We start from the raw sequence: 25,928 nt of genomic DNA, 5'->3' as shown, positions 1-25,928 counted from the left end.
TCATTATGGGCTTTGACATTCCGACACTGATCGCCCCGTTGATGGCCGCTTTTCTGCCGTTTGTGCGCATTTTGTCGTTTATCCATTTCAGCCCGGTATTTGATCAACGATCCATTTCCCGGCGCATCAAAATTGGCCTCGCTATTGCGCTTACGGCGGTCATTTCCCCCATGCTGCATCAAGTTGTGGTGCTAACTGAATTGCTTTCAATGCGCAGCGTTGTGCTGATTGGTGAGCAGATCCTGTGGGGCTTTCTGTTTGGTGCCATGTTGCAGTTGGTTTTTGTGGCTCTGCAAACCGCCGGGCATATTCTTTCAATGAATATGGGTCTCGGTATGGCAGTAATGAATGACCCCAGCAACGGCAACTCCACCACCGTGATTTCACAAATAATTTTTGTTTACAGCGTGCTGCTTTTTTTCACCATGGACGGGCACCTGCTGCTCGTAACCATCATCTATAAAAGCTTTACCTATTGGCCGCCAGGGCAAGCAATCACTTCGTTGTCGCTGCAAACCCTGGTGCAAAGTCTCGGCTGGCTTGTTTCCTCATCCGTATTAATCGCGCTACCGACCGGTTTTGTGATGCTAATGGTGCAAGGCTCGTTCGGCTTACTGAACCGTATTTCACCGACGCTGAACCTGTTTTCGTTAGGATTTCCTATCAGCATGCTGTTTGGCCTGCTGTGCCTTGCATTGATGGTCAGTAATATCCCTGAGCACTATCTCAGTCTGACGAATTACATTCTCAGCAAACTTGATTCGGTACGGGTTTACTGATGTCAGGTTCGGGAGATAAAAGCGAAAAGGCTACCCACGGTAAGCTTCGTAAAGCGCGTGAAAAAGGGGATATTGCGCGTTCAAAAGATCTGACGATGGCCGCAGGTCTGGTCACATCGCTTATCACTCTGATGATCTTTTTCCCGTTCTACCGCCAGCTGGTTCAGGACTCCTTTTTTTCCGTTGCGACCATGGCGGGAAAACTCAACGACGATGCAGCTCTCGAACAGTTCCTGATGCACCATGTCTGGTTGCTATTGAAATTCGTTCTGACGTTAGTACCCATTCCGCTGGTTTGCATCATTTCAACGCTGGTACCCGGTGGCTGGATTTTCACACCTAATAAACTGCTTCCAGACTTCAAAAAGATAAGTCCAATCAGTGGTCTGAAACGTATGTTTTCATCCAGCCACTATGTTGACGTGCTGAAAATGCTGCTGAAATGCAGCGTGTTGATGGCTGTTTTATGGTCGCTGATTCAGGATAATTTGCCTGAATTGCTGGGCTTGCAGCGCATCTGGTTGCGCCAGGGAATTGAAGAAGGTTTGCTGATTCTGCGCCAGTCATTCTGGTGGTTGATCGGCGTGATTATCATCTTCGCATTTATTGATGTGCCATTATCCATTTTCATGTTTATGAAAAAGATGCGCATGACCAAACAAGAAGTGCGCGATGAACATAAAAATAACGACGGCAACCCACAGGTAAAAGGGCGAATTCGCCAGTTGCAACGGCAAATGGCACAGGGTCAGATTAATAAAGTCGTGCCGACCGCTGACGTGATTTTAACCAACCCGACCCACTATGCCGTCGCGTTGAAATATGACCCAAATAAGGCGCAGGCCCCTTATATTCTCGCCAAAGGGATGGACGATATCGCCCTGTATATTCGAGAAGTCGCCACTCAAAACCAGATTGAAATCGTTGAGTTTCCACCGCTCGCGCGTGCCATTTATTACAGCACGCGCGTAAACCAGCAAATTCCTTCCCAGCTATTTCGCGCCATTGCACATGTGCTCACCTACGTGATGCAGATTAAAGAGTGGCGCAATGGACGCAGCGATATAAAGCCGCAATTGAACAAGCATATGGACATCCCAAAAGAGGTAATGAAAACAGATGGCAAACGGTAAATTTACGGGTTACTTCAACCTGATTCGGCGAAGTAACGTGAGTATTCCTCTGTTATTACTTTGCGTGCTGGCTATGGTTATGCTGCCACTGTCGCCGTTAATCCTCGATATTCTGTTCACCTTCAATATCGTGCTGGCCGTCATGGTGTTGCTGGTTTCGGTTAACAGTAAACGCCCGCTCGACTTTGCGATTTTCCCGACCATTTTGCTGATTACGACGCTAATGCGTCTGACCCTGAATGTCGCATCCACTCGTGTGGTGTTATTACATGGTCACGAAGGGGAAGGTGCGGCAGGTAAAGTTATTGAAGCCTTTGGCCAGGTGGTTATCGGCGGTAACTTTGTCGTCGGCTTCGTGGTGTTTGTGATCCTGATGATCATCAACTTCGTGGTGGTCACCAAAGGTGCGGAGCGTATTTCCGAAGTCTCCGCACGATTCACGCTTGATGCGCTTCCAGGCAAGCAAATGGCGATTGATGCTGACCTGAACGCGGGCTTAATTAATCAGGAACAGGCTCGACAACGCCGCCAGGATGTCTCCGGTGAAGCAGATTTCTATGGTGCAATGGATGGTGCATCGAAGTTTGTGCGCGGCGATGCGATTGCCGGGATTATGATCCTGATAATCAACATTATCGGCGGTATCTGTATCGGTGTATTTGCCCATAATCTCGATGTTGGCCACTCATTCAAACAGTATGTTTTGCTGTCCATCGGTGATGGACTGGTCGCGCAAATCCCTTCCCTGCTGCTTTCTACTGCTGCGGCAATTATCGTGACCCGCGTCGGTGACGGTAACGACATCAGCACCGAAATTAACAACCAGTTGCTGGCGCGCCCTTCCATTCTCTATACCGCCGCGTTTGTCATGTTCGTGCTAGCTATCGTGCCGGGTATGCCGCACATCGCGTTCCTGAGTTTTACCGCACTGCTGATTTTTGCAGGATGGAAACAGAGCAAAAAAGTGGCAGCACCACAGCCGATCATTGAAATTGATGCCATCAATGAAGCAATTTCCCACGACAATCCACCGGTTATTGACTGGGACAGCATTCCCCAGGTGGAACCGATTGGTTTGAATCTGGGCTATAAGCTGGTGACTCTGGTGGATACCACTCGAGGTAGCCCGCTTTCTCAACGTATTCGTGGCGTGCGCCAGCTGATTTCTGAAACCTGCGGCGTGCTGTTGCCCGAAATACGGATTCGAGAAAACTTCCGCCTGAAGCCCTCTCAGTACGCAGTTCATATCAACGGTATTCGCATTGCGACCGGTGAAGTGCATGCCGACAAGTTAATGGCAATTCCAGGGGCGGAATTGTACGGCGAAATCGATGGGGTGCTGGATACAGACCCCGCTTATGGCATGGCGATTACCTGGATATTACCGGAGCAAAAAGCGAAGGCGCTGAATCTGGGATATCAAGTGGTGGATTGTGCAAGCGTCGTCGCAACTCACGTCAATAAAATTGCGCGCAATTATTTGCCTGAATTGTTTAATTACGACGACATCACGCATTTGCATCATCGTTTGAGCCAGCAGGCGCCGAAGTTGGCAGAGGATTTAATTGCCCAACTTAACTACAGCCTTTTGCTGCGAGTTTATCGCCAGTTGTTATTAGAGCAGATTTCACTGAAAGACATTAATACCATTGCAGCGACTCTGCTTGAAAGTGCCGCATTGACGAAAGATCCGGTGCTATTAACCTCGGATGTGCGCTTCGCGTTGCGCCGCGCCATTATCCATAATATCAACGGAGAAAAGCGCAGCCTTCAGGCTTATACACTAGATAATGAACTGGAAAACATTCTGCTCAACGCCCTCAATCACGCACAGCAAAGTGGAAAAGTTGGGCTGGATAACTTCCCGGTTGACCCGAATATTCTGACGCAATTACAAAACACGATGCCAATGATTCAGGAGCATATGAAAGCGCAAGGTATGGCGCCACTGCTGCTGGTAACGCCACAATTACGCCCGTTAATTTCTCGCTATGGCCGCCTGTTTGCTTCTGGTTTGCATGTGTTGTCTTATAACGAAGTGCCTGATGAAGCGGATCTGAATATTGTGGGGACGCTGGCCTGATGGGTAGCCCAGCGCTAAATTTAACAAAGCGTTGGGCTAATTTGATTTACGAATATAAGCTTCTACAAAATCTATTTTCTTCAGCGGGCGAGAAAACAGATACCCCTGAGCCAGTTCAACATTGTGTTTTAACAACATCGACGTTTGCGCCATTGTTTCAACCCCTTCTGCAATAATGGAGGCATTATTTTTATGCGCTTCCAGAATGAGTTCAGGCGTTTTCTCGCTGTTACCGTTCTTAAGGCAGCTGCGATCCAATTTGATATAATCACATGCCGACTGGGCCAGCTTGTTTTGTACATCATCAATACTGCCCACATCATCCCAAGCAAAAGAAAACCCAGCATTTTGCAATTGCTGAATATTTTTCTCACCACTTTCCGCTAATTCTTCAGCAGACTGCGTTATCTCAAAAATCACAGATTTTGGCGGAATGGCGTACGCGGATTGCAGCGCAATAATGCTTTCAGAAAAGCTTTCATCATTGAGTTGATGTGGTGCAAGATTGATGCTGAGGAAGAAATCTGGCTTTTGTGGTAACACTTCAAGTTGTAAAAACTCAAAGGCTTTACCAATGATATATTTTCCGACATTAATAATGCCGTCATTTTCTTCAAGCTGCTGGAGAAATTGCGCGGGCTGAATGATGTTGTGCCGATGCATCCCACGTAATAGCACCTCGGCACCGACACACTGGAAAGATGACAAGTTGAAAATTGGCTGGACGTAAAAGTCCACCACGTTAGAAAAATCGCTATGGGTTATCTTTCTAAGAATAAAATTTGAGCCAATGTCGCTCATGTTATTACCTCTTTATAATATGGGCCAGAGACAAACTACAAACGTGGACTCTCAGCGCGAAAAATGGGCTCAGGCACAGATATATTTTTGTGCAAAAACTTGTTTATTTACAGGCGGGGAATAATAGTATCCCTGACAAGCAGTAACGCCTTGTTCGAGCAACCAATCTCGCTGCCAGGCATATTCCACACCCTCGGCAACCAGCTGTAATTTTTTGATCTTACATAACAAGATGATTTCACGTGCTAGGGGCAAACACTCTTCATTGAGCAGGCTACGGTCGAGCTTAATGACATTGCTGCAAAATTCACGGCTGTTTTTGCTCAAATCATCGAGATGACTAATATCATCCCAGGCAATCACAAAACCTTGTTGCTGCAACCAGCAGGCATTCTGCCGGCCTTGTGAACTAAGGGAAATATCTGTTTCAGTAATCTCAATGGTCACTTTGTGGCTTGGATACCCTTTTGCATCAGTAATACTTTTAATTTTCTCAACGACACTTCGGTCGTTGATTTCGATAGGCGAAAAATTACTACTGAGACTAAAGTTATCCTGGAGATGTAACTCATGTTCTTTACTGAACTGTATGGCTCGTTGCAGTACGTGAACGCCCACCTTACGAATATCTTTATTTTGTTCCAGCAGACCAATGAAGCGGTCCGGGAACACAAGCTTGCTCTCAACTCTCCCACGCACTAACGCCTCAGCGCCCACACATTGTCCATCAACCATGTTAATAGTCGGCTGCAAATAAATGACGAGGGACTGCTCCGGATTTCCCTGAGAAATATTAGCCAGTATCTTTCTGACATCCTCATTATCAACCATCATTTTATTTTCCTTCCATGATTGAGACTAATTATTAAGCGGCCTATTCCTGCATAATTCACCTCATTATTTAGTCATTTGCAGTGTAAATCGCATTTTTCCCTGAGTGCTTCGCCTCATATAACGCTTTATCTGCTTTGGTTATAATATCCTGTGCACTTTCACCTGGCTGCCAACGCGCGATACCACAGCTAAAGGTTACATTCAATGTGGTTTCTCGCCATTGCCGCTGGCATATGGTCATGCGCCAGGTTTCCAGCAAGTCAAAGTAGACATCGTATTCCCCGCCATGGAACAGCACGACCAATTCTTCCCCACCAAAACGATAAATATCATAGTCCGGCTCGATAATAGATTTACCAACCTTACTGACATATTTAAGCACCGAATCACCTACAGTGTGACCAAACGTATCATTGATACTTTTAAAATTATCCAGATCCAGGATTGCCAGATAGAATGTAGAATTGCAATCAATCAACTCAGCCATTCGGTCATCAAATTTACGCCGGGTTCCAATTCCGGTTAAAGCATCTTCACCCGAAATACGGCGAACTTCTTTAAGTTCAACCTGGCTATTTTTTATATTAGTATAGATCTTTTCCAGATCCTGCGTTTGGCCATCATAACTAATGCCGTTGACGCCCATATACAGACGGCCAACTATCTCTCTGATGTATACACGGCATAAGCAAAGCAGAATAATATATATGATTAGGCATACTGAAATGATGTATATCAATGATTGTGGAGCATCATTAATAAATTCATTATATTTTTCGTCATCAACAATCGTAAACGCTAACCAATATGGATCGGTAAAAGAGCGGTAGTAAATATGCTTCTTTGTTTCTTCATCGTAAAAATGGCCTTCTAAGTCAATAGATTTTTCAACCCAGTTTAATGGCACTTTTTGACGAAAAATATCTTTAATATTTGCATTCATAATGACAGTGCCATCTTTTGAGGCGACTAAAAACTTCCCCTCAAAAGGAACCACCACATTTATCAAGGCAGAACTCATGGTATCCATATCCAAGTCAAAACCTATGTTTCCATATTTTTGTAGTTCTTCATCAAACAGGTTCATACTCACGGTAATACTACGAACTTCAGGATCATTAGACTCAGCAAGGACATCTGAATAAGGCTCAGAATAATGAATACCTTTTTGGTTTTTAACACTTGGATACCAGGGGCGTTTACTTGGAATGTAACTATCTAGTTTTATTTCTGGGTATGAACGGTAATTATCCTTGACATCGGAAATAATAGCCGCATCAAAAAAAGATAATGTATTAACAATAGATGCAATAATTGAATGAAGGATTCCTTTCTCTTCATTAATAAAAACCTGAGTGCCGGCATATGTCATTTGGCCATTCAGAATCTGGAACACAAGATCAATCTCTTCTAACTGGCGATTAACACTTTCCATTGCTGTATTATGTGTAAATCGCGTCAGATTATTTTCAAAAACTTCTATATTATTCTTGTGTATATTAGCAAATGACCAAATAGAAACCATCATAAAAGGAATTAACATCACCAAAAATAATACGGTCAGTAAACTGTTTACTGTGCTTGACTTTTTATTAACTTCCATGTCTGAAATCCACTTAACAATGCCATAACCTGATACTGATGCCTTGACGCCAGATCTTCACACTTCATCAGAACAAAACGACTCATGAACTCAAATTCTTAAATTTGCCGATCAAAAACCTCTAAAAAACCGTGCATTCTTTTTTGTTTTATCGTCTCCTTAACTCAGTAAAAGCACTCTATTGCCAATAGGAACAACATGACTATCGAGACTATTTCCCCGGCGCTGGCCAAAATTCTGGTCGCCCAAGGAGCCGCGTTGATTGATATCCGCGAGCGGGATGAACATGCGCGTGAGAATATCCCTGAGGCGCATTTGCTCTCTCTTTCGGCCATCGAAAACGGTGACCGTCTTGGCCCGTTCGACCCCTTCGATACCGTGATTTTTCATTGTCAGTCCGGAATGCGCACGACTCAAAATGCACAAAAGCTGGCTGATGCTATGGCTCCGGCGAAAGTTTTGATCCTCACTGGTGGGTTGGATGCCTGGAAGAAAGACGGGCAGGAAATTCTTGCGGATAAATCACAACCATTGCCTTTGATGCGCCAGGTACAAATTGCTGCGGGTACGTTGGTGCTTGCAGGCGTAGTGCTGGGTTATGCAGGACATCCGGGTTTTTTCTTACTTTCTGGATTTGTGGGTGCAGGTTTGCTCTTTGCAGGCATAAGCGGTTTTTGTGGCATGGCACGTCTGCTAGAAAAAATGCCGTGGAACAAACGTTAGGTTAAATCGACATGTACCCTGCCGCTTTGGGCTATGGTTAACGATAGACGTTGTTTATTTATCTTCGTTGAAAGAGGAAAACTATGTTCAAAGCAGGCGATCTGGTGCAGCCCAAAAAAGGCGGCCCAAAATATGAAGTTCTGGATGTTCAGGGAGATACTCTGTTCTGTACGCCCAGAAGCATTTTGACAGGCGAAACAGTCACCTTAAAGGCAGAAGACGTTGCGCTGTATAAAGAAGATGACGATTTTGGCGTTTGCTAATGCTTATCTCAGGCGGGTCTTGCTTTGCCCGCCGAAAAACTATTCTCAGTAACCTCTTTCATAACCTGCAAAAAAGCATTTCACTGCAGTATCAGCATTCACTTCTTTGAAAAAATCAGCCACCAGTTCTTTGTCGAGGTTGTAGCGACGAGTCAAGACCCCTGCTTCCCAAGCAGCCCGTTGGCGGTCCCCAGTTTGTTCTGAAATACGATGGCTAAACCCCAGCACAAACCCGCGTTTATAGTCCGGGCAAAAACGAGTGACTCTGGTGACACTGTCAGCTTCACGGGCTTTCAGCCCTGCCATCAATCCCTTTCCAAAATGATTATCCACTTGAATGCTCCTGTTGATTATATCGCTATATAACAAATTATATAACGATTTTTCAGGCCCTGGGTAGCCTTAAAACTGAGGCAATGCATGAAAAATTAACCATTTGATTTTAAATAAAAAATTAATAGCCGAACGACAAAATCAGGAAACTCTGCCTGAGATGTCTCATTTAGCGGATTTTATTGACGAAATGCCTTTAAATAAAAATTTATCACTAATTGTCTAATTGCATGCAGGGATATAATCTAGCCACCATAAACAAATCATTTATTAGCACTACCATTTACACCAAATGGCAGTGTATATCGCTAATTATCATGCGGAGTTGGAATAATGTTTTCTCCTGAGTCACGCCTGCGCCATGCAGTCGCAGATACTTTTGCGATGGTAGTGTATTGCTCGGTTGTGAACATGATGATTGAAATCTTTCTCTCAGGCATGAGTTTTGAGCAATCACTCTCTTCGCGCCTGGTCGCCATTCCTGTAAACATCCTGATTGCCTGGCCATACGGTTTTTACCGTGATGCATTTATGCGTTTTACCAAACGCTACAGCCAGGCCAGTTGGGCGAAAAATCTCGCTGATGTACTGGCTTACGTGACTTTCCAGTCACCTGTGTACGTCGCTATTTTGTGGTCGGTCGGAGCAGACTGGAATCAAATAGTCGCGGCAGTAAGTTCAAATATCATCGTCTCGATGCTTATGGGCGCTGCGTATGGCTATTTTCTTGATTATTGCCGTCGCTTATTCCGTATCAGCGGTTATCGAAGCGCAAAAGCAGAGGTGTGATAGCGTTGAGGTGTGAACCCAACAACGCCTCATTCGAATTAGTGCTCGCCAAATAAGCCAGACAAGTAACGTTCCAGGGCGACGCGTGAACTAAATCCATGCGGAATACCGTAATGCTGATGGGTTTCACCAGCCAGATAGAGTGGAAATTGCTGATAATGATCGCAGGTTTTTACATCTGTCGCAGGCTCTGCCAGAGTCTGGCTTCGTTCTTTTAACGTGGGGTGAATGATCAAAGCTGTTCGCCCCATCCGCGCCTCACGATTTACATAAACGTAGTTTTCCCCACGCCGGTATCCGTAGGTTTTCGGTGTCACTATATCCATGGTAAAACCGGCTTTTTCAAGAACGCGGGCCACCTCATCAGGTCGTAAATACATATTTTTTCCTCGTCATCTTCTATTGCAGCGCAACCTTACAATAACCAGCATTAGCAACGCTTTCAGATTAGTCCATAAAGACGGTGAAAGAGAGTGAACTGACTCATTACTAAAAATTATGGTCTACACTGAGTAGTACATCGCAAAAAGGGAGAAACCAATGTTTAACCGCGTAAATCGAAATGATGTAGACGAAGGCGTTGATGATATTAACCGTGACGTGAACCAACTGGCTGACACGCTGGAAGAGGTTCTTAAATCGTTCGGTAGCGATGTTAAAGAAGAAGGGGAAGCTGCCCGCAAAAAAGCGGAGTCTCTGCTTAAAGAGACAAGAGCCCGCCTTCATGGTCGCACCCGCGTAAAACAAGCCGCTTGTGATGCGGTAGGTTGTGCCGATACATATGTACGAGATAAACCATGGCAGAGCGTGGGTATCAGCGCCGCTGTAGGTATATTCATCGGGGCTCTATTAGCTTCCCGTCGATAATCCGAAAAGTGTAGTGATAATAAATATGCGTCTAACCCCGGAGCCACTTCCGGGGTTTTTTATATCCTTAACTCCTCAGGCGGCGTCTTTGTTGGCTATTTGATTTCAGCTAATCGCATCGCGTAGCTGTTTCGCGGCTTTTAACGCCATAGCTTGTGAGGTGAGATTAGTAAAACTCATCAATATTCCCCCTTCCCCTGTTGCCACCATTCGCCAGTCACTTAATGCTTGTACCGCAAGCCCTGCATCGCGGGCTTTAGCCACCAGTACGCGGTCATCACCCTTTACTCGCATCACCAGTTGAATGCCTCCCGCCTGCGGGACGACATCAAACCCCTGTTGTTGCAGCGCATTCTCCAGCCATACTCTTCGCTCGCTGTAGCACATACGCATCTTTTTCAAATGCCGCCAGAAATGCCCTTCGCGCAGGAAATCTGCAATGGTTTGTTGAATCAACAATGGGGCAGTGCATGGCAGGAAATGTGTGTGCTGTGAAAATGCCTCGACCTCCTGTTGCGGCACCACCAGCCAGGCGACGCGTAAAGCGGGAAACAAAGATTTGCTGAACGTTCCGGCATAGATAACGCGCTGCGGACCATCAAGGCTTTTTATCGGCGGCAGCGGTTTTCCGTGGTAGCGGAACTCACTGTCGTAATCGTCCTCAACAATCCAGCTATGATTTGTCGCAGCCCAGTCAAGCAACTGGCGACGGCGAGTTAGTGATAAAGCCACGCCCAGCGGGCTTTGATGAGCCGGGGTCAATAGTGCAAAACGCGCATCTGGAAAATGGTTAATACCATAATCAATCTGCATCCCTTCACCATCGACCGGCACCGGATGTAATGCCATGCCCGCTTCTGAAAATACCGGGCGCACATAGCGATAACCGGGATCTTCGAGCCAGACTCCGTCACCAGGTTTGGCAAGTGTATGCACAACCAGTCTCATTGCAGCCTGAAAACCGGCGGTGATGAAAATCTGCTCCGGCTGGCAGTCGATGCTGCGTGAGAAACGTAAATAATCGGCAATGGCCTGGCGTAATGTCGACTCCCCGTTTGCTTCAGGTAACACTAGATCGTAGCGTGTTTGCAGACGTAAGCGCCGCCCCATAATTCGCGCCCACAATGCGCGCGGGAATGCATCCAGCGCGGGTAAACCCACCTGGAATGGACGTGGCGTACCTTGCGGTTGGCTGGTTGTCGTCTCGGGGTTATTTGCGCCTTTCGTCACCGACAAGCTGACAAAGGTCCCTGCCTGGCCGCGTCTTTCCAGCCACCCTTGTGCAACCAGCTCCCCGTAGGCATTTTCCACGGTTGCCCGGGCCACTCCAAGTTCCAGCGCCATGGTGCGACTTGATGGCAAGCGGCTTCCGGCAACCAGCTCACCATCACTGATAGCCTGCTTAAGCTGCCTCGCGATTTGCTGGTAACGCGGAATCGAATGGTGAGCACTCACTACGGGTTCAATCGACTTTGCCATTATGGCCTGCTTTATTAGTTAATTTATGGCTCTCTTTAGTAGTCCATCATAGTGTTAAATTGCCCTCACACCAACACGAGGATTACCCCATGATTGAACTACGCCAGCCTTACTACGACCTTTCCCCAGCCGTATTCAAGCCAATGCTTCAGGCACTGAAAGGTCTGGAGTCGAGCTCACTCGGCTCGACCCTGATTGAACTTGTTTTCCTGCGCGTCTCGCAAATTAACGGCTGCGCCTATTGCCTCGAGATGCACTCAAAAGCACTGCGCAAAGATGGCGTAGACCAGGCCAAGCTAGATGCATTGGCGGGCTGGAAAGTGAGTAATCACTTCAGTGAAAAAGAGCGCGCGGCATTAGCCTGGGCCGAAGCCATCACTCTTATCACTGAAGGCGCGGAAGATGCGGTTTATCAGCCACTACTGCAATTCTTCACCGCACAAGAGATTAGCGATCTTACTTTCACTGCAAGTCTGATGAATGCGTTCAACCGCCTGGCGATCAGTATGCGTATGTAGTTTTTTCTGGTCGGATTGGCGCAGCGACGCCCGCACCATAGTGGTGGATTCGCTAGCGCTAATCCACCCTAAAAATTCTTTTTTCCCGCAACCCGCCCCGCTCATCACCTTTTCTATCCTTATTCAAAAATACTATATCTTGTATGGTTGATTATTTTATTACCCACATCTAGTATTCATATTCTCAACAACAGAGAGAATAAGAATCATGCGCATTACCATATACACTCGAAATGACTGTGTTCAGTGCCATGCCACTAAGCGGGCAATGGAAAGCCGTGGGTTTGATTTTGAGCTGATTAACCTCGATTTACACCCGGAAGCCGCTGATGATTTACGGGAAAAAGGTTTTCGCCAGTTGCCTGTTGTGGTCACTGAACAAGAGAGCTGGAGCGGATTCCGGCCGGATATGATCAACCGCCTGCGCTTACGAGCCACTGCATGAGCAAACTCGTCTACTTCTCAAGCACCTCGGAAAATACTCTGCGTTTTGTCGAACGCCTGGAATTACCCGCGCTGCGCATTCCGCTGGATTTCAAACAGCGGCTGGAAGTGACAGAACCTTATATTTTGATAGTGCCCAGCTATGGCGGTGGTGGAATTGCCGGTGCCGTACCGGCCCAGGTGATTCGATTTTTAAATAATCCGACGAATCGCTCGTTACTGCGCGGTGTGATTGCCAGCGGTAATCGTAATTTCGGCGACGGATTTTGCCGGGCGGGTGACGTGATAGCCCAGAAATGCCAGGTACCGTATCTCTATCGTTTTGAGTTACTCGGCACCGAGCAAGATATTGAAAACGTGCGTAAGGGAGTCAAAGAATTTTGGCAACGACAGAAGCTATCAGCGTAATGGCGACGGAAAGCGCGGATTATCACGCACTCAACGCCATGTTGAATCTTTATGATTCCGCAGGCCATATCCAGTTTGAGAAAGATAAGCTGGCGGTAGAGCAATTCCATAAACAACATGTGCTACCCCGTTCGCGCCAGTTTCCCCACCAGCAAGCTCGCCTCGACTACCTGGTGGCAGAAGGTTATTACGACAATGCCGTGCTACAACGCTATGACAGCCGTTTTGTTGTCACGTTGTTTGAGAAGGCGCTCAACAGCGGTTTCCAGTTCAAAACGTTCCTCGGCGCATGGAAGTATTACACCAGCTACACACTGAAATCTTACGACGGTAAAGAATATCTGGAACATTTCCCGGACCGTGTGTGCATGGTGGCGTTAACACTGGCACAGGGTAACGAAAACCTCGCCACGCAATTGATGGATGAGATGCTCAGCGGCCGATTCCAGCCTGCCACGCCCACTTTTCTGAACTGCGGGAAAATGCAGCGCGGCGAACTGGTGTCCTGCTTCTTACTGCGAATTGAAGACAATATGGAGTCGATTGGCCGTGCGGTAAATTCCGCATTGCAGCTTTCGAAACGTGGCGGAGGTGTAGCTTTCCTGCTGTCGAATTTGCGTGAAGTTGGCGCGCCGATTAAACGCATCGAAAACCAGTCGTCCGGTGTTATTCCGGTGATGAAAATGCTGGAAGATGCATTTTCGTACGCCAACCAGCTCGGTGCGCGCCAGGGCGCGGGGGCGGTTTATCTTCACGCCCATCATCCCGATATTTTGCGTTTTCTCGACACCAAGCGCGAAAATGCTGATGAAAAAATTCGCATCAAATCGCTCTCGCTTGGCGTGGTGATCCCGGATATCACTTTCCAGTTGGCGAAAGATAACCAGCCGATGGCGTTGTTCTCGCCTTATGATGTCGAGCGTCTTTACGGCAAGCCATTTGGTGATATTGCCGTCAGTGAACTTTACGAAGAAATGCTGTCGGACGAGCGTATTCGCAAAACCTTTATTAATGCGCGTGATTTCTTCCAGACACTGGCCGAGATCCAGTTTGAGTCTGGTTACCCGTACATCATGTTTGAAGACACGGTAAATCGCGCAAACCCGATTGCCGGGCGTATTAATATGAGCAACCTGTGTTCAGAAATCTTGCAGGTTAATAGCCCTTCTACTTACGACGAAAACCTCGATTACCAACAAACAGGCAAAGATATTTCCTGCAATCTCGGCTCACTGAATATCGCCCATACCATGGATTCCCCCGATTTTGGCCAGACTATCGAAGTCGCAATTCGCGGGCTGACGGCGGTTTCCGATATGAGCCACATTCGCTCAGTTCCGTCGATTGAAGCAGGAAACGCCGCGTCACATGCCATCGGCCTCGGGCAGATGAATCTGCACGGTTATCTGGCGCGCGAAGGTATTGCTTACGGTTCGCCAGAAGGTCTGGATTTTACCAATTTCTATTTTTATACCGTGACCTGGCATGCAGTACGCACATCCAATTTACTGGCACGAGAACGCAAACAGCGCTTCGCTGGTTTCGAGCAATCACGTTATGCGAATGGCGAATATTTCCGCCAGTATCTGCACGAAACATGGCAGCCAAAAACCGAGAAGGTGCGCGCGTTATTTGCCAAAGCTGGGGTCGCTATTCCCACCCGCGAAGAGTGGCAACAGTTGCGTGACGACGTGATGGAATACGGCCTGTATAACCAGAATTTGCAGGCTATCCCACCGACGGGTTCGATCTCTTATATCAACCACGCAACATCAAGCATCCACCCGATAGTGTCGCGTATTGAGATTCGCAAAGAAGGCAAAATCGGGCGCGTTTATTATCCGGCTCCGTTTATGACTAACGACAACCTGGAGTTTTACCAGGATGCGTACGATATCGGCCCGGAAAAAATTATCGACACCTATGCGCAAGCCACTCGCCACGTTGATCAAGGTTTATCGCTGACGCTGTTTTTCCGCGATACCGCCACCACTCGTGACATTAATAAAGCGCAGATTTATGCCTGGAAAAAAGGCATCAAGACGCTCTACTACATTCGCTTGCGCCAGATGGCACTGGATGGAACGGAGGTGCAGGGCTGTGTGTCCTGCGCTTTATAAGGAGAAAACATGACTCAGTTAACCCGCGTAAGTGCCATCAACTGGAACAATATCGAGGATGAGAAAGATCTCGAAGTGTGGAATCGCCTGACCAGCAATTTCTGGTTGCCGGAGAAAATCCCACTGTCGAATGATATTCCGGCCTGGCAATCGCTCAGCGATGAAGAACAGCAACTGACTATCCGCGTGTTTACCGGATTGACGCTACTGGACACTATTCAGAATACAGTTGGTGCGCCGGTATTAATGAATGATGCGATTACGCCGCATGAAGAAGCCGTTTTGTCTAACGTGAGCTTTATGGAAGCGGTGCACGCCCGCTCCTATAGCTCGATTTTCTCAACGCTTTGCCAGACTAAAGATGTTGATGCGGCGTATGCGTGGAGCGAAGAAAACCCGCCGCTACAACGTAAGGCGCAAATTATCCTCGCTCATTACCACGCCAATGATCCGTTGAAGAAGAAAATCGCCAGCGTATTTCTGGAGTCTTTCCTCTTCTATTCTGGCTTTTATTTACCAATGTACTGGTCGAGCCGTGGCAAATTAACTAACACGGCTGACCTGATTCGCCTGATTATTCGCGACGAAGCGGTGCACGGTTATTATATCGGTTACAAATTCCAGAAAGTGCTGGCGCAGCAAAGCATTGAGCGCCAGACCGAACTGCAAAACTTTGCCCTTGATTTGCTGATGGATCTTTACGATAACGAAGTCGCTTATACCGATGCGCTATACGGTGATGTGGGTTGGCAGGAAGAGGTGAAAGCCTTTCTTTGCTACAACGCGAATAAGGCGTTAATGAACCTGGGTTACAACGCGCTATTCCCGCCTGAAATGGCAGAGGTGAACCCAGCGATACTGGCAGCACTCTCCCCCAATGCGGACGAGAACCATGACTTTTTCTCGGGTTCTGGCTCATCGTATGTAATGGGGAAAGCGGTGGAAACAATCGATGAAGATTGGGATTTTTAAAACCTTCATACTTCGAGCCGCAGGTGCGTTGACTGCACCCGCGCACCCCAGTCACATAGTTATCTATGCTCCTGGGGACTTGCGGCTTTGTCGCCTTCCCTCAACTCGAATTATTTTGGTTTCTTAACGTAATTTATGCCAAATAAACCGCACATTTCTGGCGTTGATATTTTAATTAAATACTACAAAATTGCTGTTTACATTTTTGCCTGAATATCGTGCTATTCAGGCAAATTTCGCCTTCGCTTACAAAAAATATCATCTTTCTCTGATTTGCCCTCAGCCCTTTACTCATGGGAAATTCTGCCCACCCAAGCCGCGTGGATATTCGATATATCGAAAATCGAGGGTTGTCTCAGATTCTGAGTATGTTAGGGTATATGCAGTGAATATTTCCATCAGGAATTGTGTATAAATATATAAATACAGGAATAACTTTATTGCATGGCAATTAAACTTGAAGTGAAGAATTTATATAAGGTATTTGGTGAGCACCCACAGCGCGCATTTAAATATATTGAAAAGGGTATTTCAAAAGCTGAACTACTGGAAAAAACAGGGCTGTCGCTTGGCGTAAAAGACGCCAGTCTGGCAATTGAAGAAGGCGAGATTTTTGTCATCATGGGGTTATCGGGTTCCGGTAAATCCACCATGGTTCGCCTTCTCAATCGCCTGATTGAACCAACCCGTGGGCAGGTACTGATTGATGGCGTTGATATCGCCAAAATATCAGAATCAGAACTCCGCGAGGTTCGCAAAAGTAAGATCTCCATGGTATTCCAGTCATTTGCTTTGATGCCTCATATGACAGTGTTAAATAACACTTCCTTTGGCATGGAATTAGCGGGAATTCCGTTGAAAGAGCGTCAGGAAAAAGCGCTGGATGCGTTGCGTCAGGTAGGGCTTGAAAATTATTCCCACGCTTATCCTGATGAGCTTTCTGGCGGTATGCGCCAACGTGTTGGTTTAGCCCGTGCATTGGCAATTAATCCAGATATATTATTGATGGATGAAGCCTTCTCCGCACTCGATCCATTAATTCGTACTGAAATGCAGGATGAATTAATTAAATTACAGGCTAAACACCAACGTACCATTGTATTTATTTCCCACGATTTAGATGAAGCAATGCGTATTGGTGACCGAATTGCCATTATGCAAGGTGGTGAAGTAATACAGGTCGGTACACCGGATGAAATCCTCAATAATCCGGCAAATGATTATGTACGCACCTTCTTCCGCGGTGTGGATATTAGTCAGGTATTTAGCGCTAAAGATATTGCGCGCCGAAGCCCTGCTGGTCTGTTGCGTAAAACCGCCGGTTTTGGCCCTCGTTCTGCGCTGAAATTGCTGCAAGATGAAGACCGTGAATTCGGTTATGTCATCGAACGCGGGCAAAAATTCCTCGGTATTGTCTCGACCGACTCTCTTAAAGCCGCACTCGCTGCGGGCGAGGGTCTGGACACCGCTTACCTCGAAACGCCAGCGGCAGTTTCCGCTGATACATCTCTGAGCGAGTTGCTCACCCATGTCGGCCAGGCTCCGTGCGCGGTTCCGGTTATTGGGGAAGAGAGTCAGTACGTGGGTATCATCTCAAAAGGGGTGCTACTCCAGGCGTTAGATCGTGAAGGGGTAAGTCAATGAGTGAAGCAAATCCGTGGGATACCGGCAGTGCGGCTGCCGACACAACAACCAACCATGCCGCTGCAACTGCTGATGCGTGGGGAAGCCAGGCGGCATCCACGCCTGCTGCAAGTAGCAGTGCAGACTGGCTGAATTCAGCCCCTGCTCCAGCACCTGAACATTTTAATATTCTCGATCCGTTTCATAAGACGCTGATCCCGCTCGATAGCTGGGTAACTCACGGTATCGACTGGGTGGTGACGCACTTCCGCCCGGTGTTCCAGGGGATTCGCGTGCCGGTGGATTACATCCTCAGTGGCTTCCAGCACTTCTTGCTGGGGATGCCTGCACCAGTTGCCATCATCCTGTTTGCGCTGATTGCCTGGCAGATGTCGAGCCTGGGTATGGGTATCGCAACGTTGATTTCACTGGTGGCGATTGGCGCGATTGGTGCCTGGTCACAAGCTATGGTGACGCTGGCGCTGGTGCTGACGGCCCTGATGTTCTGCATGATAATCGGCCTGCCGCTGGGGATTTGGCTGGCACGCAGCGAACGGGCAGCAAAAATAATTCGCCCATTATTGGATGCGATGCAAACCACCCCAGCGTTTGTTTATCTGGTGCCAATCGTAATGTTGTTCGGTATCGGTAACGTGCCTGGCGTGGTGGTGACGATTATCTTTGCCCTACCGCCAATTGTGCGCCTGACGATTCTGGGTATTAAGCAGGTGCCGGAAGATCTAATTGAAGCCTCGCGTTCGTTTGGCGCAAGCCCGCGCCAGATGTTGTTCAAGGTTCAGTTACCGCTGGCGATGCCGACCATTATGGCGGGCGTTAACCAGACACTGATGCTGGCACTTTCGATGGTGGTTATCGCCTCGATGATTGCCGTTGGTGGTCTGGGCCAGATGGTTCTGCGCGGTATTGGCCGCCTCGATATGGGTCTTGCGACCGTCGGTGGCGTCGGCATCGTTATACTGGCCATTATTCTCGACCGCTTAACTCAGTCCATTGGCCGCGATTCGCGCAGCCGTGGCAACCGCCGCTGGTTCAATACCGGCCCAATTGGTCTTTTGACCCGTCCCTTCATCAAATAAACATGATGGCGGCATTCGTGCCGCCTCACGCCCACCACCAAAACAGGAATAACGATGCGACACACGACTCTTTTCGCGACAGCTCTTGCCACACTCGTTACCACCAGCACTTTTGCCGCTGACTTGCCGGGTAAAGGCATTACGGTTCAGCCAATTCAAAGCACCATTTCTGAAGAATCCTTCCAGACACAGCTTGTCAGCCGTGCCCTTGAAAAACTGGGTTACACCGTAAACACGGCAAGCGAAGTGGATTACAACGTGGGTTACACCTCGATTGCTTCCGGCGATGCCACATTTACCGCAGTGAACTGGCAGCCACTGCATGACGATATGTATGCCGCTGCGGGTGGCAGTAACAAGTTTTATCGCGAAGGCACGTATGTGACCGGTGCGGCGCAGGGTTATCTCATTGATAAAAAGACCGCAGATAAATACCACATTACCAACGTTGAGCAGTTAAAAGATCCGAAGATTGCCAAACTGTTCGACAGCAACGACGATGGCAAAGCCGACATGATGGGTTGTACGCCGGGTTGGGGTTGTGAAGCGGTGATTAACCATCAGAACGAAGCCTATAAGCTGGCCGATACGGTAACGGTTAGCCACGGTAATTATTCAGCGATGATGGCGGATACCATTGCGCGTTACAAAGAAGGCAAACCGGTACTGTATTACACCTGGACGCCATACTGGGTGAGCGATGTGCTCAAACCTGGGAAAGATGTGGTGTGGTTGCAGGTGCCGTTCTCGTCCTTGCCGGGTGAGCAAAAGAATATCGACACTAAGCTGCCGAACGGCGCGAACTATGGTTTCCCGGTGAACACCATGCATATCGTGGCAAACAAGGCCTGGGCCGAGAAAAACCCGCAGGCGGCGAAACTGTTTAGCCTGATGAAACTGCCGCTGGCGGATATCAATGCCGAGAATGCGATGATGCATAACGGTAAATCCTCAGAAGCGGATATTCAGGGTCACGTTGATGGCTGGATTAAAGCGCACCAGGCACAGTTTGATGGCTGGGTGAAAGAAGCATTAGCGACGAAGTAAAACTTGTTATGGCGGGAGATGCACATCACCCGCCAATTTCCTACCGCACAATCTAACCCCTGCTAGCCTCAATTTTCGCTATCATTCGCGACCTGTCATTACCAACCGAAGAATAAGAATGAAAAATACTCACCACGGACTCAGCCCCGCGCTCATCGTCCTGATGTCTATCGCCACGGGTCTGGCCGTTGCCAGCAACTACTACGCGCAACCGCTGCTCGATACCATCGCCAATGCGTTTTCCCTGTCGATTAACCAGGCCGGATTTATTGTTACCGCCGCGCAGCTGGGCTACGCGGCAGGCTTGCTGCTTTTGGTGCCACTGGGCGATATGTTTGAACGCCGCAGTTTGATTGTGTTTATGACGCTGCTTGCCGCAGGCGGCATGGTGATCACCGCACTGAGCCAGACGTTGTGGGTGATGATTCTAGGCACCGCGCTAACCGGTTTGTTCTCGGTGGTCGCACAAATTCTGGTGCCGTTGGCGGCCACGCTCGCCGAGCCAGAAAAACGCGGCAAAGTCGTCGGCACGATTATGAGCGGGCTGCTGCTCGGCATCTTACTGGCACGAACCATTGCAGGGTTGTTGGCGAGTCTCGGCGGATGGCGTACCGTTTACTGGGTTGCCAGTGTTCTCATGGTTTTGATGGCTTTAGCCCTGTGGCGCGGCTTGCCGAAAGTGAAGACTGAAACGCATCTGAATTATCCCCAATTACTCTCTTCCGTATTCGGCCTTTTTATCAAAAACCCGCTGCTGCGAACGCGTGCTCTGTTGGGCTGCCTGACGTTTGCCAACTTCAGCATTCTGTGGACGTCGATGGCATTTTTATTGGCTTCGCCACCGTTTAACTTCTCTGAAGCTACGATTGGCCTGTTCGGCCTGGCGGGTGCCGCGGGTGCGCTGGGCGCTCGTCCAGCTGGCGGGTTTGCCGACAAAGGCAAAGCGCATCTCACCACCACAATTGGCCTGGTGCTGCTACTGCTGTCGTGGATTGCTGTCGCCATGGGTCAGTTCTCTGTGATAGCACTTATCGTCGGGATTCTGGTGCTGGATTTAACGGTTCAGGGTGTACATATCACTAATCAAACCGTTATTTATCGCATGATGCCGGATGCACGAAATCGCCTGACAGCCGGTTACATGACTAGCTACTTTATTGGTGGTGCCGCAGGTTCAGTTATTTCTGCCAGTGCTTATCAACATGCTGGATGGAATGGCGTTTGCGCGGCAGGTGCCATCATCGCCCTACTAAATTTAGTAGTGTGGTGGCGTGGCTATCACCGTCAGCCGTGATGGCACTAATCCTTTACATTCCCCTTGAATAATTTAGGGTATTAAGGGTCGTACCAGTCTGTTAAGGTTATCCCTGTTTGTTCATTCGAGTGACATTAACGTCAGAAATAGATAAATAGTTAATATGGATAGTCCTGCAGAAGTTCCATTAAATAATAATCAAAACGATGCTACCTGGGCTGAAGGGCTGAAAGACAGTTTACCGATTGTCATCAGTTATATCCCGGTAGCATTTGCGTTTGGGCTGAATGCCACAAAGCTAGGATTTACCCCATTCGAAAGTCTATTTTTCTCCTGCATTATTTATGCAGGCGCTAGCCAGTTTGTTATTACCGCATTACTGGCTGCGGGTAGCTCACTCTGGGTTGCAGCATTAACAGTAATGGCAATGGATGTGCGCCACGTCTTATACGGCCCTTCCCTGCGCCAACGAATCACTCGCCAGCTAAGTAAACCTAAAACCGCGATTTGGGCCTTTGGCCTGACCGACGAAGTGTTTGCTGCTGCAACAGCGAAACTGGTCCGTGATAATCGTCGCTGGAGCGAAAACTGGATGATCGGCATCGCATTCAGTTCGTGGTTTTCATGGATATTGGGCACCGCGTTAGGTTCATGGTCTGGTAATGGTTTGCTGGATAAATTTCCGGCGGTAGAAGCAGCGTTAGGCTTTATGCTGCCTGCCCTATTCCTGAGCTTCTTGCTGGCGTCATTCCAGCGTAAGCAATCCTGGACTGTTACCGCATCGCTTGCTGGCGCGCTGTTGGGCGTCACGCTGGTTTCGATTCCAGCGGCCATTCTCGCAGGCATTGTCTGTGGCTGTCTGGCTGCACTGATTCAGGCGTTTTATCAAGGAGAACCGGGATGAGTACACAAGTACTTTTGCTGGGTCTGCTGGTCGGGCTTGCCAACTATCTATTCCGCTATTTACCTCTGCGTATTAGGGCAAATTCGACACGCCCAGCCAAACGTGGTGCGACTGGCGTACTGCTCGATAGCATTGGTATCGCGTCAATTTGCGCTCTGCTGGTGGTCTCAAGTGTGCCTGAGATCATGCACGATGCGCAGCGTCTGGTCCCGACGTTAATGGGCTTTATCATTCTCGGGCTGAGTTATTACAAGACTCGCAGCATTATTATCCCGACGTTATTAAGTGCTCTGGGTTATGGATTAACCTGGAAACTCATGATGGTGATCACCGTCTGACGATAAAAAACGTATAAACAATACATTTACTTTATTTGTCACCATCGTTATTATATCGACCGCAACTAATGAGGTTATGCCAAAATGGATAGTTCGTTTACGCCCATTGAACAAATGCTAAAATTTCGCGCCAAACGCTACGAGGAATTCCCATATCAGGAAGTTCTGCTGACGCGCCTGTGCATGCACATGCAGGGCAAGCTTTTGGAAAACCGCAATAAAATGCTGAAAGCTCAGGGCATTAACGAGACGCTATTTATGGCGTTGATCACTCTTGAATCACAGGAAAGCCACAGTATTCAGCCTTCAGAATTGAGCTGTGCTTTGGGTTCTTCCCGTACCAATGCGACCCGTATTGCCGATGAGCTTGAAAAGCGTGGCTGGATCGAACGCCGTGAAAGCGATAACGATCGCCGCTGCCTGCATCTGCATTTGACCGAAAAAGGTCAGGAATTCATACGTCAGGTGTTACCGCCGCAACACCACTGCCTGCATGAGCTGTGGTCTGCGCTGAGCGGTACGGAGAAAGAGCAGTTGGAAAATATTACCCGCAAACTGCTGACCCGCCTTGATGAAATGGACGAAAACCAGACTGTACTTGAAGCCGTGCGCTAAGTGCTGTCATCGCGTGAAATCGTAATACCCCAAAAAAGATGAATACCGACAGGCCAGCAACTTACCTTGCTGGCCTGTTGGGTCTAACAGGTCGGCTCAGCCGATCACTATAATAAAAAAGTGTGGAGATAAGCATGAGCGCACATGCGGAGACTCAAACCCCGCAACAGCCGGGTAACAAGAAAGGCAAACGTAAAGGTGCCTTACTTGTGTTGACCCTGCTGTTTGTAATTATTGCTGTGGCATATGGGATTTATTGGTTTTTGGTGTTACGTCACTACGAAAATACGGATGATGCGTATGTGGCCGGTAATCAGGTACAGATAATGTCCCAGGTTTCCGGAAGCGTAACCAAAGTTTGGGCTGAAAATACCGACTTCGTTAAACAGGGCGATGTTCTGGTGACGTTAGACCAGGCTGACGCTGAGCAAGCTTTTGAGCAGGCACAAACCGTGTTGGCTTCAAGCGTGCGCCAGACACGTCAGTTAATGATTAACAGTAAGCAGTTGCAGGCCAATATTGCGCTGCAAAAGACTTCGCTTGCTCAAGCTCAAAGCGACCTTAATCGCCGCGTACCTTTAGGTAACGCAAACCTGATTGGCCGTGAAGAATTGCAACACGCCCGAGATGCCGTCGCGACGGCTCAAGCGCAACTGGATGTTGCCATTCAACAATACAATGCAAACCAGGCCATGGTTCTGGGTAGCAAACTCGAAGAACAGCCAAGTGTTAAACAAGCGGCTGCCGAGTTGCGTAACGCATGGATGGCGCTAGCCCGCACCAAAATTGTCAGCCCAATGACCGGCTATGTTTCACGCCGCGTTGTTCAGGTTGGTGCGCAAATTAGCCCAACAACTCCTCTGATGGCTATCGTGCCAGCAAGTGGTTTGTGGGTAGATGCGAACTTTAAAGAGACGCAGCTTGCGCATATACGTATCGGCCAACCTGCAACGGTTGTCAGTGATATTTACGGCGACAAAATTGAATACACTGGCAAGGTCGTAGGCCTGGACATGGGCACCGGCAGCGCGTTTTCACTGCTCCCGGCACAAAACGCTACCGGCAACTGGATCAAAGTCGTTCAGCGCCTGCCAGTACGTATTGAGCTTGATGCGAAGCAACTTCAAGAACATCCACTACGTATTGGCCTATCCACATTAGTTACCGTGGATACCAGCAACCGTGAAGGCAGTATTCTGGCTAACGAGACGCGTCACTCTCCGGTGTATGAAAGTAACGCACGCGAACTTAACCTGGCACCTGCTAATGAGCTGATTAATAACATCATCCAGGCCAATGCGGGTTAACAAAGCGGAGGTTGTATGGCACAACAAAAACCGCTAGAAGGGGCACCGCTGGTCATCATGACCATCGCCTTGTCATTGGCGACCTTTATGCAGGTGCTGGATTCTACCATCGCCAACGTGGCCATTCCGACCATTGCCGGTAACCTTGGCTCATCTCTGAGCCAGGGGACCTGGGTTATCACTTCATTTGGGGTGGCCAACGCCATCTCAATTCCTATCACCGGGTGGCTTGCTAAGCGCTTTGGTGAAGTGAAGTTGTTTATGTGGTCGACGATTCTGTTCGTGCTGGCTTCATGGGCTTGCGGCGTGTCCAAAAGTCTGGAGATGCTGATCTTCTTCCGCGTTATCCAGGGGATCGTTGCCGGGCCGTTGATTCCGCTGTCGCAAAGTCTGCTGCTCAATAACTACCCGCCTGCTAAGCGAAGTATCGCGCTGGCGCTGTGGTCGATGACAGTCATCGTGGCACCGATTTGTGGGCCAATTCTCGGTGGTTTTATCAGTGATAACTACCACTGGGGTTGGATCTTCTTTATCAACGTGCCAATCGGTGCGCTGGTCGTTCTGCTGACGATGCAAACCTTGCGTGGTCGTGAAACCAAAACCGAGCAGCGCCGTATTGATGCCATCGGCCTTGCGCTGTTGGTGGTGGGTATTGGTAGCCTGCAAATCATGCTCGACCGCGGTAAAGAGCTGGATTGGTTTAACTCAACAGAAGTGGTTGTTCTGACAATCGTCGCGGTGGTGACGATAAGTTTCTTGATTGTCTGGGAGCTAACGGACGACAACCCGATAGTCGACTTGTCGTTGTTTAAGTCGCGAAACTTCACCATTGGTTGCTTGTGTATCAGTCTCGCCTACATGCTCTACTTCGGCGCAATTGTGTTACTGCCGCAGCTATTGCAGGAGGTATATGGCTACACGGCAACCTGGGCAGGTCTGGCATCGGCACCGGTCGGGCTTCTTCCTGTGCTGCTGTCGCCGATTATCGGGCGTTTTGCTCATAAGCTCGATATGCGAAGGCTGGTGACATTCAGCTTTATTATGTACGCCGTCTGTTTCTACTGGCGTGCATATACCTTCGAGCCGGGAATGGATTTCGGCGCATCGGCCTGGCCGCAGTTTATTCAGGGCTTCGCTGTGGCATGTTTCTTTATGCCACTGACGACAATTACGCTTTCCGGGTTGCCGCCTGAGCGTATGGCCGCTGCATCGAGTTTGTCGAACTTTACCCGAACCCTTGCTGGTTCGATTGGTACGTCGATAACCACGACGCTCTGGACTAACCGCGAGGCGTTACACCACGCGCAGTTAACGGAGTCCGTTTCACCGTTTAACCCAAATGCGCAGGAGATGTATTCAAAACTGGAAAATCTGGGGATGTCACCGCAACAAGCCTCTGGCTATATTGCGCAGCAGATTACCAATCAGGGGCTGATTATCTCAGCCAATGAGATTTTCTGGGTTTCTGCAGGAATATTTATTCTATTGCTGGGTTTAATCTGGTTTGCCAGACCACCGTTTGGTGCCGGTGGTGGTGGTGGCGGAGCGCACTAAGTCAGAAATACTAAAGGGGCCGATTGGCCCCTTTTTACT

The 25,928-nt window shown here is 48.4% G+C and carries 27 protein-coding genes; 21 read left to right on the top strand and 6 right to left on the bottom strand.

The genetic code is table 11. The features are described 5' to 3' along the window. Positions 1-5 precede the first annotated feature (5 nt). The 3 genes from fliR to GC128_RS15675 are packed head-to-tail and all read left to right on the top strand — an operon-like array spanning position 6 to position 3,995. Positions 6-779 carry a flagellar biosynthetic protein FliR gene (gene fliR / locus GC128_RS15685; RefSeq protein WP_151995094.1) on the top strand — a complete coding sequence of 258 codons (774 nt, stop codon included), beginning with the start codon at positions 6-8 and terminating at the stop codon, positions 777-779. Beyond that, the gene (gene flhB / locus GC128_RS15680; RefSeq protein WP_151995093.1) at positions 776-1,912 is read left to right on the top strand and encodes a flagellar biosynthesis protein FlhB; all 1,137 of its coding nucleotides are present in this window, start codon (positions 776-778) and stop codon (positions 1,910-1,912) included. Before fliR ends, flhB begins: the two co-directional genes overlap by 4 nt. Continuing rightward, positions 1,899-3,995 (top strand): flagellar biosynthesis protein FlhA, encoded by a 2,097-nt coding sequence (locus tag GC128_RS15675; RefSeq protein WP_151995092.1) that lies wholly within the window; start codon positions 1,899-1,901, stop codon positions 3,993-3,995. Before flhB ends, GC128_RS15675 begins: the two co-directional genes overlap by 14 nt. Positions 3,996-4,031: 36 nt before the next feature. Here GC128_RS15675 and GC128_RS15670 read toward each other — a convergent pair whose 3' ends face one another. The 3 genes from GC128_RS15670 to GC128_RS15660 all read right to left on the bottom strand — a co-directional run bounded on the left by GC128_RS15670 (position 4,032) and on the right by GC128_RS15660 (position 7,233). Next, positions 4,032-4,796, bottom strand: coding sequence for an EAL domain-containing protein (locus GC128_RS15670; protein WP_151995091.1), 765 nt, complete (start codon positions 4,794-4,796; stop codon positions 4,032-4,034). 69 nt (positions 4,797-4,865) lie between these two features. Further along, the gene (locus GC128_RS15665) at positions 4,866-5,630 is read right to left on the bottom strand and encodes an EAL domain-containing protein (RefSeq protein WP_151995090.1); all 765 of its coding nucleotides are present in this window, start codon (positions 5,628-5,630) and stop codon (positions 4,866-4,868) included. A 67-nt stretch (positions 5,631-5,697) separates the two neighbouring features. Beyond that, positions 5,698-7,233, bottom strand: a complete 1,536-nt coding sequence (locus tag GC128_RS15660) for a sensor domain-containing diguanylate cyclase (protein WP_151995089.1) — start codon at positions 7,231-7,233, stop codon at positions 5,698-5,700. Between the two features lie 198 nt (positions 7,234-7,431). Between GC128_RS15660 and GC128_RS15655 the strand changes: the two genes are divergently transcribed. Both GC128_RS15655 and GC128_RS15650 read left to right on the top strand, forming a co-directional pair. Beyond that, on the top strand, positions 7,432-7,956 hold the full coding sequence (locus GC128_RS15655) for a rhodanese family protein (protein ID WP_151995088.1): 525 nt from the start codon (positions 7,432-7,434) through the stop codon (positions 7,954-7,956). Between the two features lie 83 nt (positions 7,957-8,039). After that, positions 8,040-8,219: a hypothetical protein gene (locus GC128_RS15650; RefSeq protein WP_134184349.1), complete on the top strand. Its 180-nt coding sequence runs from the start codon at positions 8,040-8,042 to the stop codon at positions 8,217-8,219. A gap of 45 nt (positions 8,220-8,264) precedes the next feature. Here the strand turns inward: GC128_RS15650 and GC128_RS15645 are convergent, their stop codons facing one another. Next, the gene (locus GC128_RS15645) at positions 8,265-8,552 is read right to left on the bottom strand and encodes a DUF2623 family protein (RefSeq protein ID WP_151995087.1); all 288 of its coding nucleotides are present in this window, start codon (positions 8,550-8,552) and stop codon (positions 8,265-8,267) included. Between the two features lie 333 nt (positions 8,553-8,885). On the opposite strand from GC128_RS15645, the gene alaE reads away from it, so the two are divergent. Next, complete coding sequence (gene alaE, locus GC128_RS15640; RefSeq protein WP_064513254.1) at positions 8,886-9,341, top strand: L-alanine exporter AlaE; 456 nt, start codon at positions 8,886-8,888, stop codon at positions 9,339-9,341. Positions 9,342-9,379: 38 nt separating this feature from the next. Here the strand turns inward: alaE and GC128_RS15635 are convergent, their stop codons facing one another. Further along, a complete protein-coding gene (locus GC128_RS15635) occupies positions 9,380-9,721 on the bottom strand; it encodes a DUF2002 family protein (protein WP_064513255.1) in 342 nt (113 codons plus the stop codon). A gap of 160 nt (positions 9,722-9,881) precedes the next feature. Here GC128_RS15635 and GC128_RS15630 point away from each other — a divergent pair, with 160 nt between their 5' ends. Then, a complete protein-coding gene (locus tag GC128_RS15630; protein WP_034457412.1) occupies positions 9,882-10,208 on the top strand; it encodes a DUF883 domain-containing protein in 327 nt (108 codons plus the stop codon). A 105-nt stretch (positions 10,209-10,313) separates the two neighbouring features. Here the strand turns inward: GC128_RS15630 and pdxR are convergent, their stop codons facing one another. After that, the gene (gene pdxR / locus GC128_RS15625) at positions 10,314-11,645 is read right to left on the bottom strand and encodes a MocR-like pyridoxine biosynthesis transcription factor PdxR (protein ID WP_151995151.1); all 1,332 of its coding nucleotides are present in this window, start codon (positions 11,643-11,645) and stop codon (positions 10,314-10,316) included. Between the two features lie 131 nt (positions 11,646-11,776). Here pdxR and GC128_RS15620 point away from each other — a divergent pair, with 131 nt between their 5' ends. The 14 genes from GC128_RS15620 to emrB all read left to right on the top strand — a co-directional run bounded on the left by GC128_RS15620 (position 11,777) and on the right by emrB (position 25,889). Then, positions 11,777-12,205 (top strand): carboxymuconolactone decarboxylase family protein, encoded by a 429-nt coding sequence (locus GC128_RS15620; RefSeq protein ID WP_151995086.1) that lies wholly within the window; start codon positions 11,777-11,779, stop codon positions 12,203-12,205. 208 nt (positions 12,206-12,413) lie between these two features. Then, the gene (gene nrdH / locus GC128_RS15615; protein ID WP_151995085.1) at positions 12,414-12,650 is read left to right on the top strand and encodes a glutaredoxin-like protein NrdH; all 237 of its coding nucleotides are present in this window, start codon (positions 12,414-12,416) and stop codon (positions 12,648-12,650) included. Further along, entirely contained in the window at positions 12,647-13,057 is a 411-nt protein-coding gene (gene nrdI / locus GC128_RS15610) for a class Ib ribonucleoside-diphosphate reductase assembly flavoprotein NrdI (protein ID WP_151995084.1), read from the top strand. The genes nrdH and nrdI overlap by 4 nt, the downstream gene beginning before the upstream one ends. Next, the gene (gene nrdE, locus GC128_RS15605; RefSeq protein WP_151995083.1) at positions 13,030-15,177 is read left to right on the top strand and encodes a class 1b ribonucleoside-diphosphate reductase subunit alpha; all 2,148 of its coding nucleotides are present in this window, start codon (positions 13,030-13,032) and stop codon (positions 15,175-15,177) included. Before nrdI ends, nrdE begins: the two co-directional genes overlap by 28 nt. Positions 15,178-15,186: 9 nt before the next feature. Beyond that, positions 15,187-16,149 carry a class 1b ribonucleoside-diphosphate reductase subunit beta gene (nrdF, locus tag GC128_RS15600; RefSeq protein WP_151995082.1) on the top strand — a complete coding sequence of 321 codons (963 nt, stop codon included), beginning with the start codon at positions 15,187-15,189 and terminating at the stop codon, positions 16,147-16,149. A gap of 444 nt (positions 16,150-16,593) precedes the next feature. Further along, positions 16,594-17,793, top strand: coding sequence for a glycine betaine/L-proline ABC transporter ATP-binding protein ProV (gene proV, locus GC128_RS15595; protein WP_151995081.1), 1,200 nt, complete (start codon positions 16,594-16,596; stop codon positions 17,791-17,793). Beyond that, positions 17,790-18,869 carry a glycine betaine/L-proline ABC transporter permease ProW gene (gene proW / locus GC128_RS15590; RefSeq protein ID WP_151995080.1) on the top strand — a complete coding sequence of 360 codons (1,080 nt, stop codon included), beginning with the start codon at positions 17,790-17,792 and terminating at the stop codon, positions 18,867-18,869. The genes proV and proW overlap by 4 nt, the downstream gene beginning before the upstream one ends. Positions 18,870-18,923: 54 nt before the next feature. After that, a complete protein-coding gene (gene proX, locus GC128_RS15585; protein ID WP_151995079.1) occupies positions 18,924-19,916 on the top strand; it encodes a glycine betaine/L-proline ABC transporter substrate-binding protein ProX in 993 nt (330 codons plus the stop codon). Positions 19,917-20,034: 118 nt separating this feature from the next. Then, positions 20,035-21,210 carry an MFS transporter gene (locus tag GC128_RS15580; protein WP_151995078.1) on the top strand — a complete coding sequence of 392 codons (1,176 nt, stop codon included), beginning with the start codon at positions 20,035-20,037 and terminating at the stop codon, positions 21,208-21,210. A 124-nt stretch (positions 21,211-21,334) separates the two neighbouring features. Then, positions 21,335-22,075 carry an AzlC family ABC transporter permease gene (locus tag GC128_RS15575; protein ID WP_151995077.1) on the top strand — a complete coding sequence of 247 codons (741 nt, stop codon included), beginning with the start codon at positions 21,335-21,337 and terminating at the stop codon, positions 22,073-22,075. Next, positions 22,072-22,413 carry an L-valine transporter subunit YgaH gene (gene ygaH, locus GC128_RS15570; RefSeq protein WP_151995076.1) on the top strand — a complete coding sequence of 114 codons (342 nt, stop codon included), beginning with the start codon at positions 22,072-22,074 and terminating at the stop codon, positions 22,411-22,413. Before GC128_RS15575 ends, ygaH begins: the two co-directional genes overlap by 4 nt. 84 nt (positions 22,414-22,497) lie before the next feature. After that, positions 22,498-23,028 carry a transcriptional repressor MprA gene (mprA, locus tag GC128_RS15565; protein ID WP_151995075.1) on the top strand — a complete coding sequence of 177 codons (531 nt, stop codon included), beginning with the start codon at positions 22,498-22,500 and terminating at the stop codon, positions 23,026-23,028. A gap of 134 nt (positions 23,029-23,162) precedes the next feature. After that, on the top strand, positions 23,163-24,335 hold the full coding sequence (emrA, locus tag GC128_RS15560; protein ID WP_151995074.1) for a multidrug efflux MFS transporter periplasmic adaptor subunit EmrA: 1,173 nt from the start codon (positions 23,163-23,165) through the stop codon (positions 24,333-24,335). Between the two features lie 15 nt (positions 24,336-24,350). Next, positions 24,351-25,889 carry a multidrug efflux MFS transporter permease subunit EmrB gene (gene emrB, locus GC128_RS15555; protein WP_064543974.1) on the top strand — a complete coding sequence of 513 codons (1,539 nt, stop codon included), beginning with the start codon at positions 24,351-24,353 and terminating at the stop codon, positions 25,887-25,889. The last annotated feature ends 39 nt before the right edge of the window (positions 25,890-25,928 follow it).

It is taken from the genome of Buttiauxella massiliensis (assembly GCF_902500225.1).
GTDB classification, from domain to species: domain Bacteria; phylum Pseudomonadota; class Gammaproteobacteria; order Enterobacterales; family Enterobacteriaceae; genus Buttiauxella; species Buttiauxella massiliensis.
The sequence above is the reverse complement of the archived record's forward strand: the minus strand, read 5'-3'. Positions and strand labels throughout refer to the sequence as shown.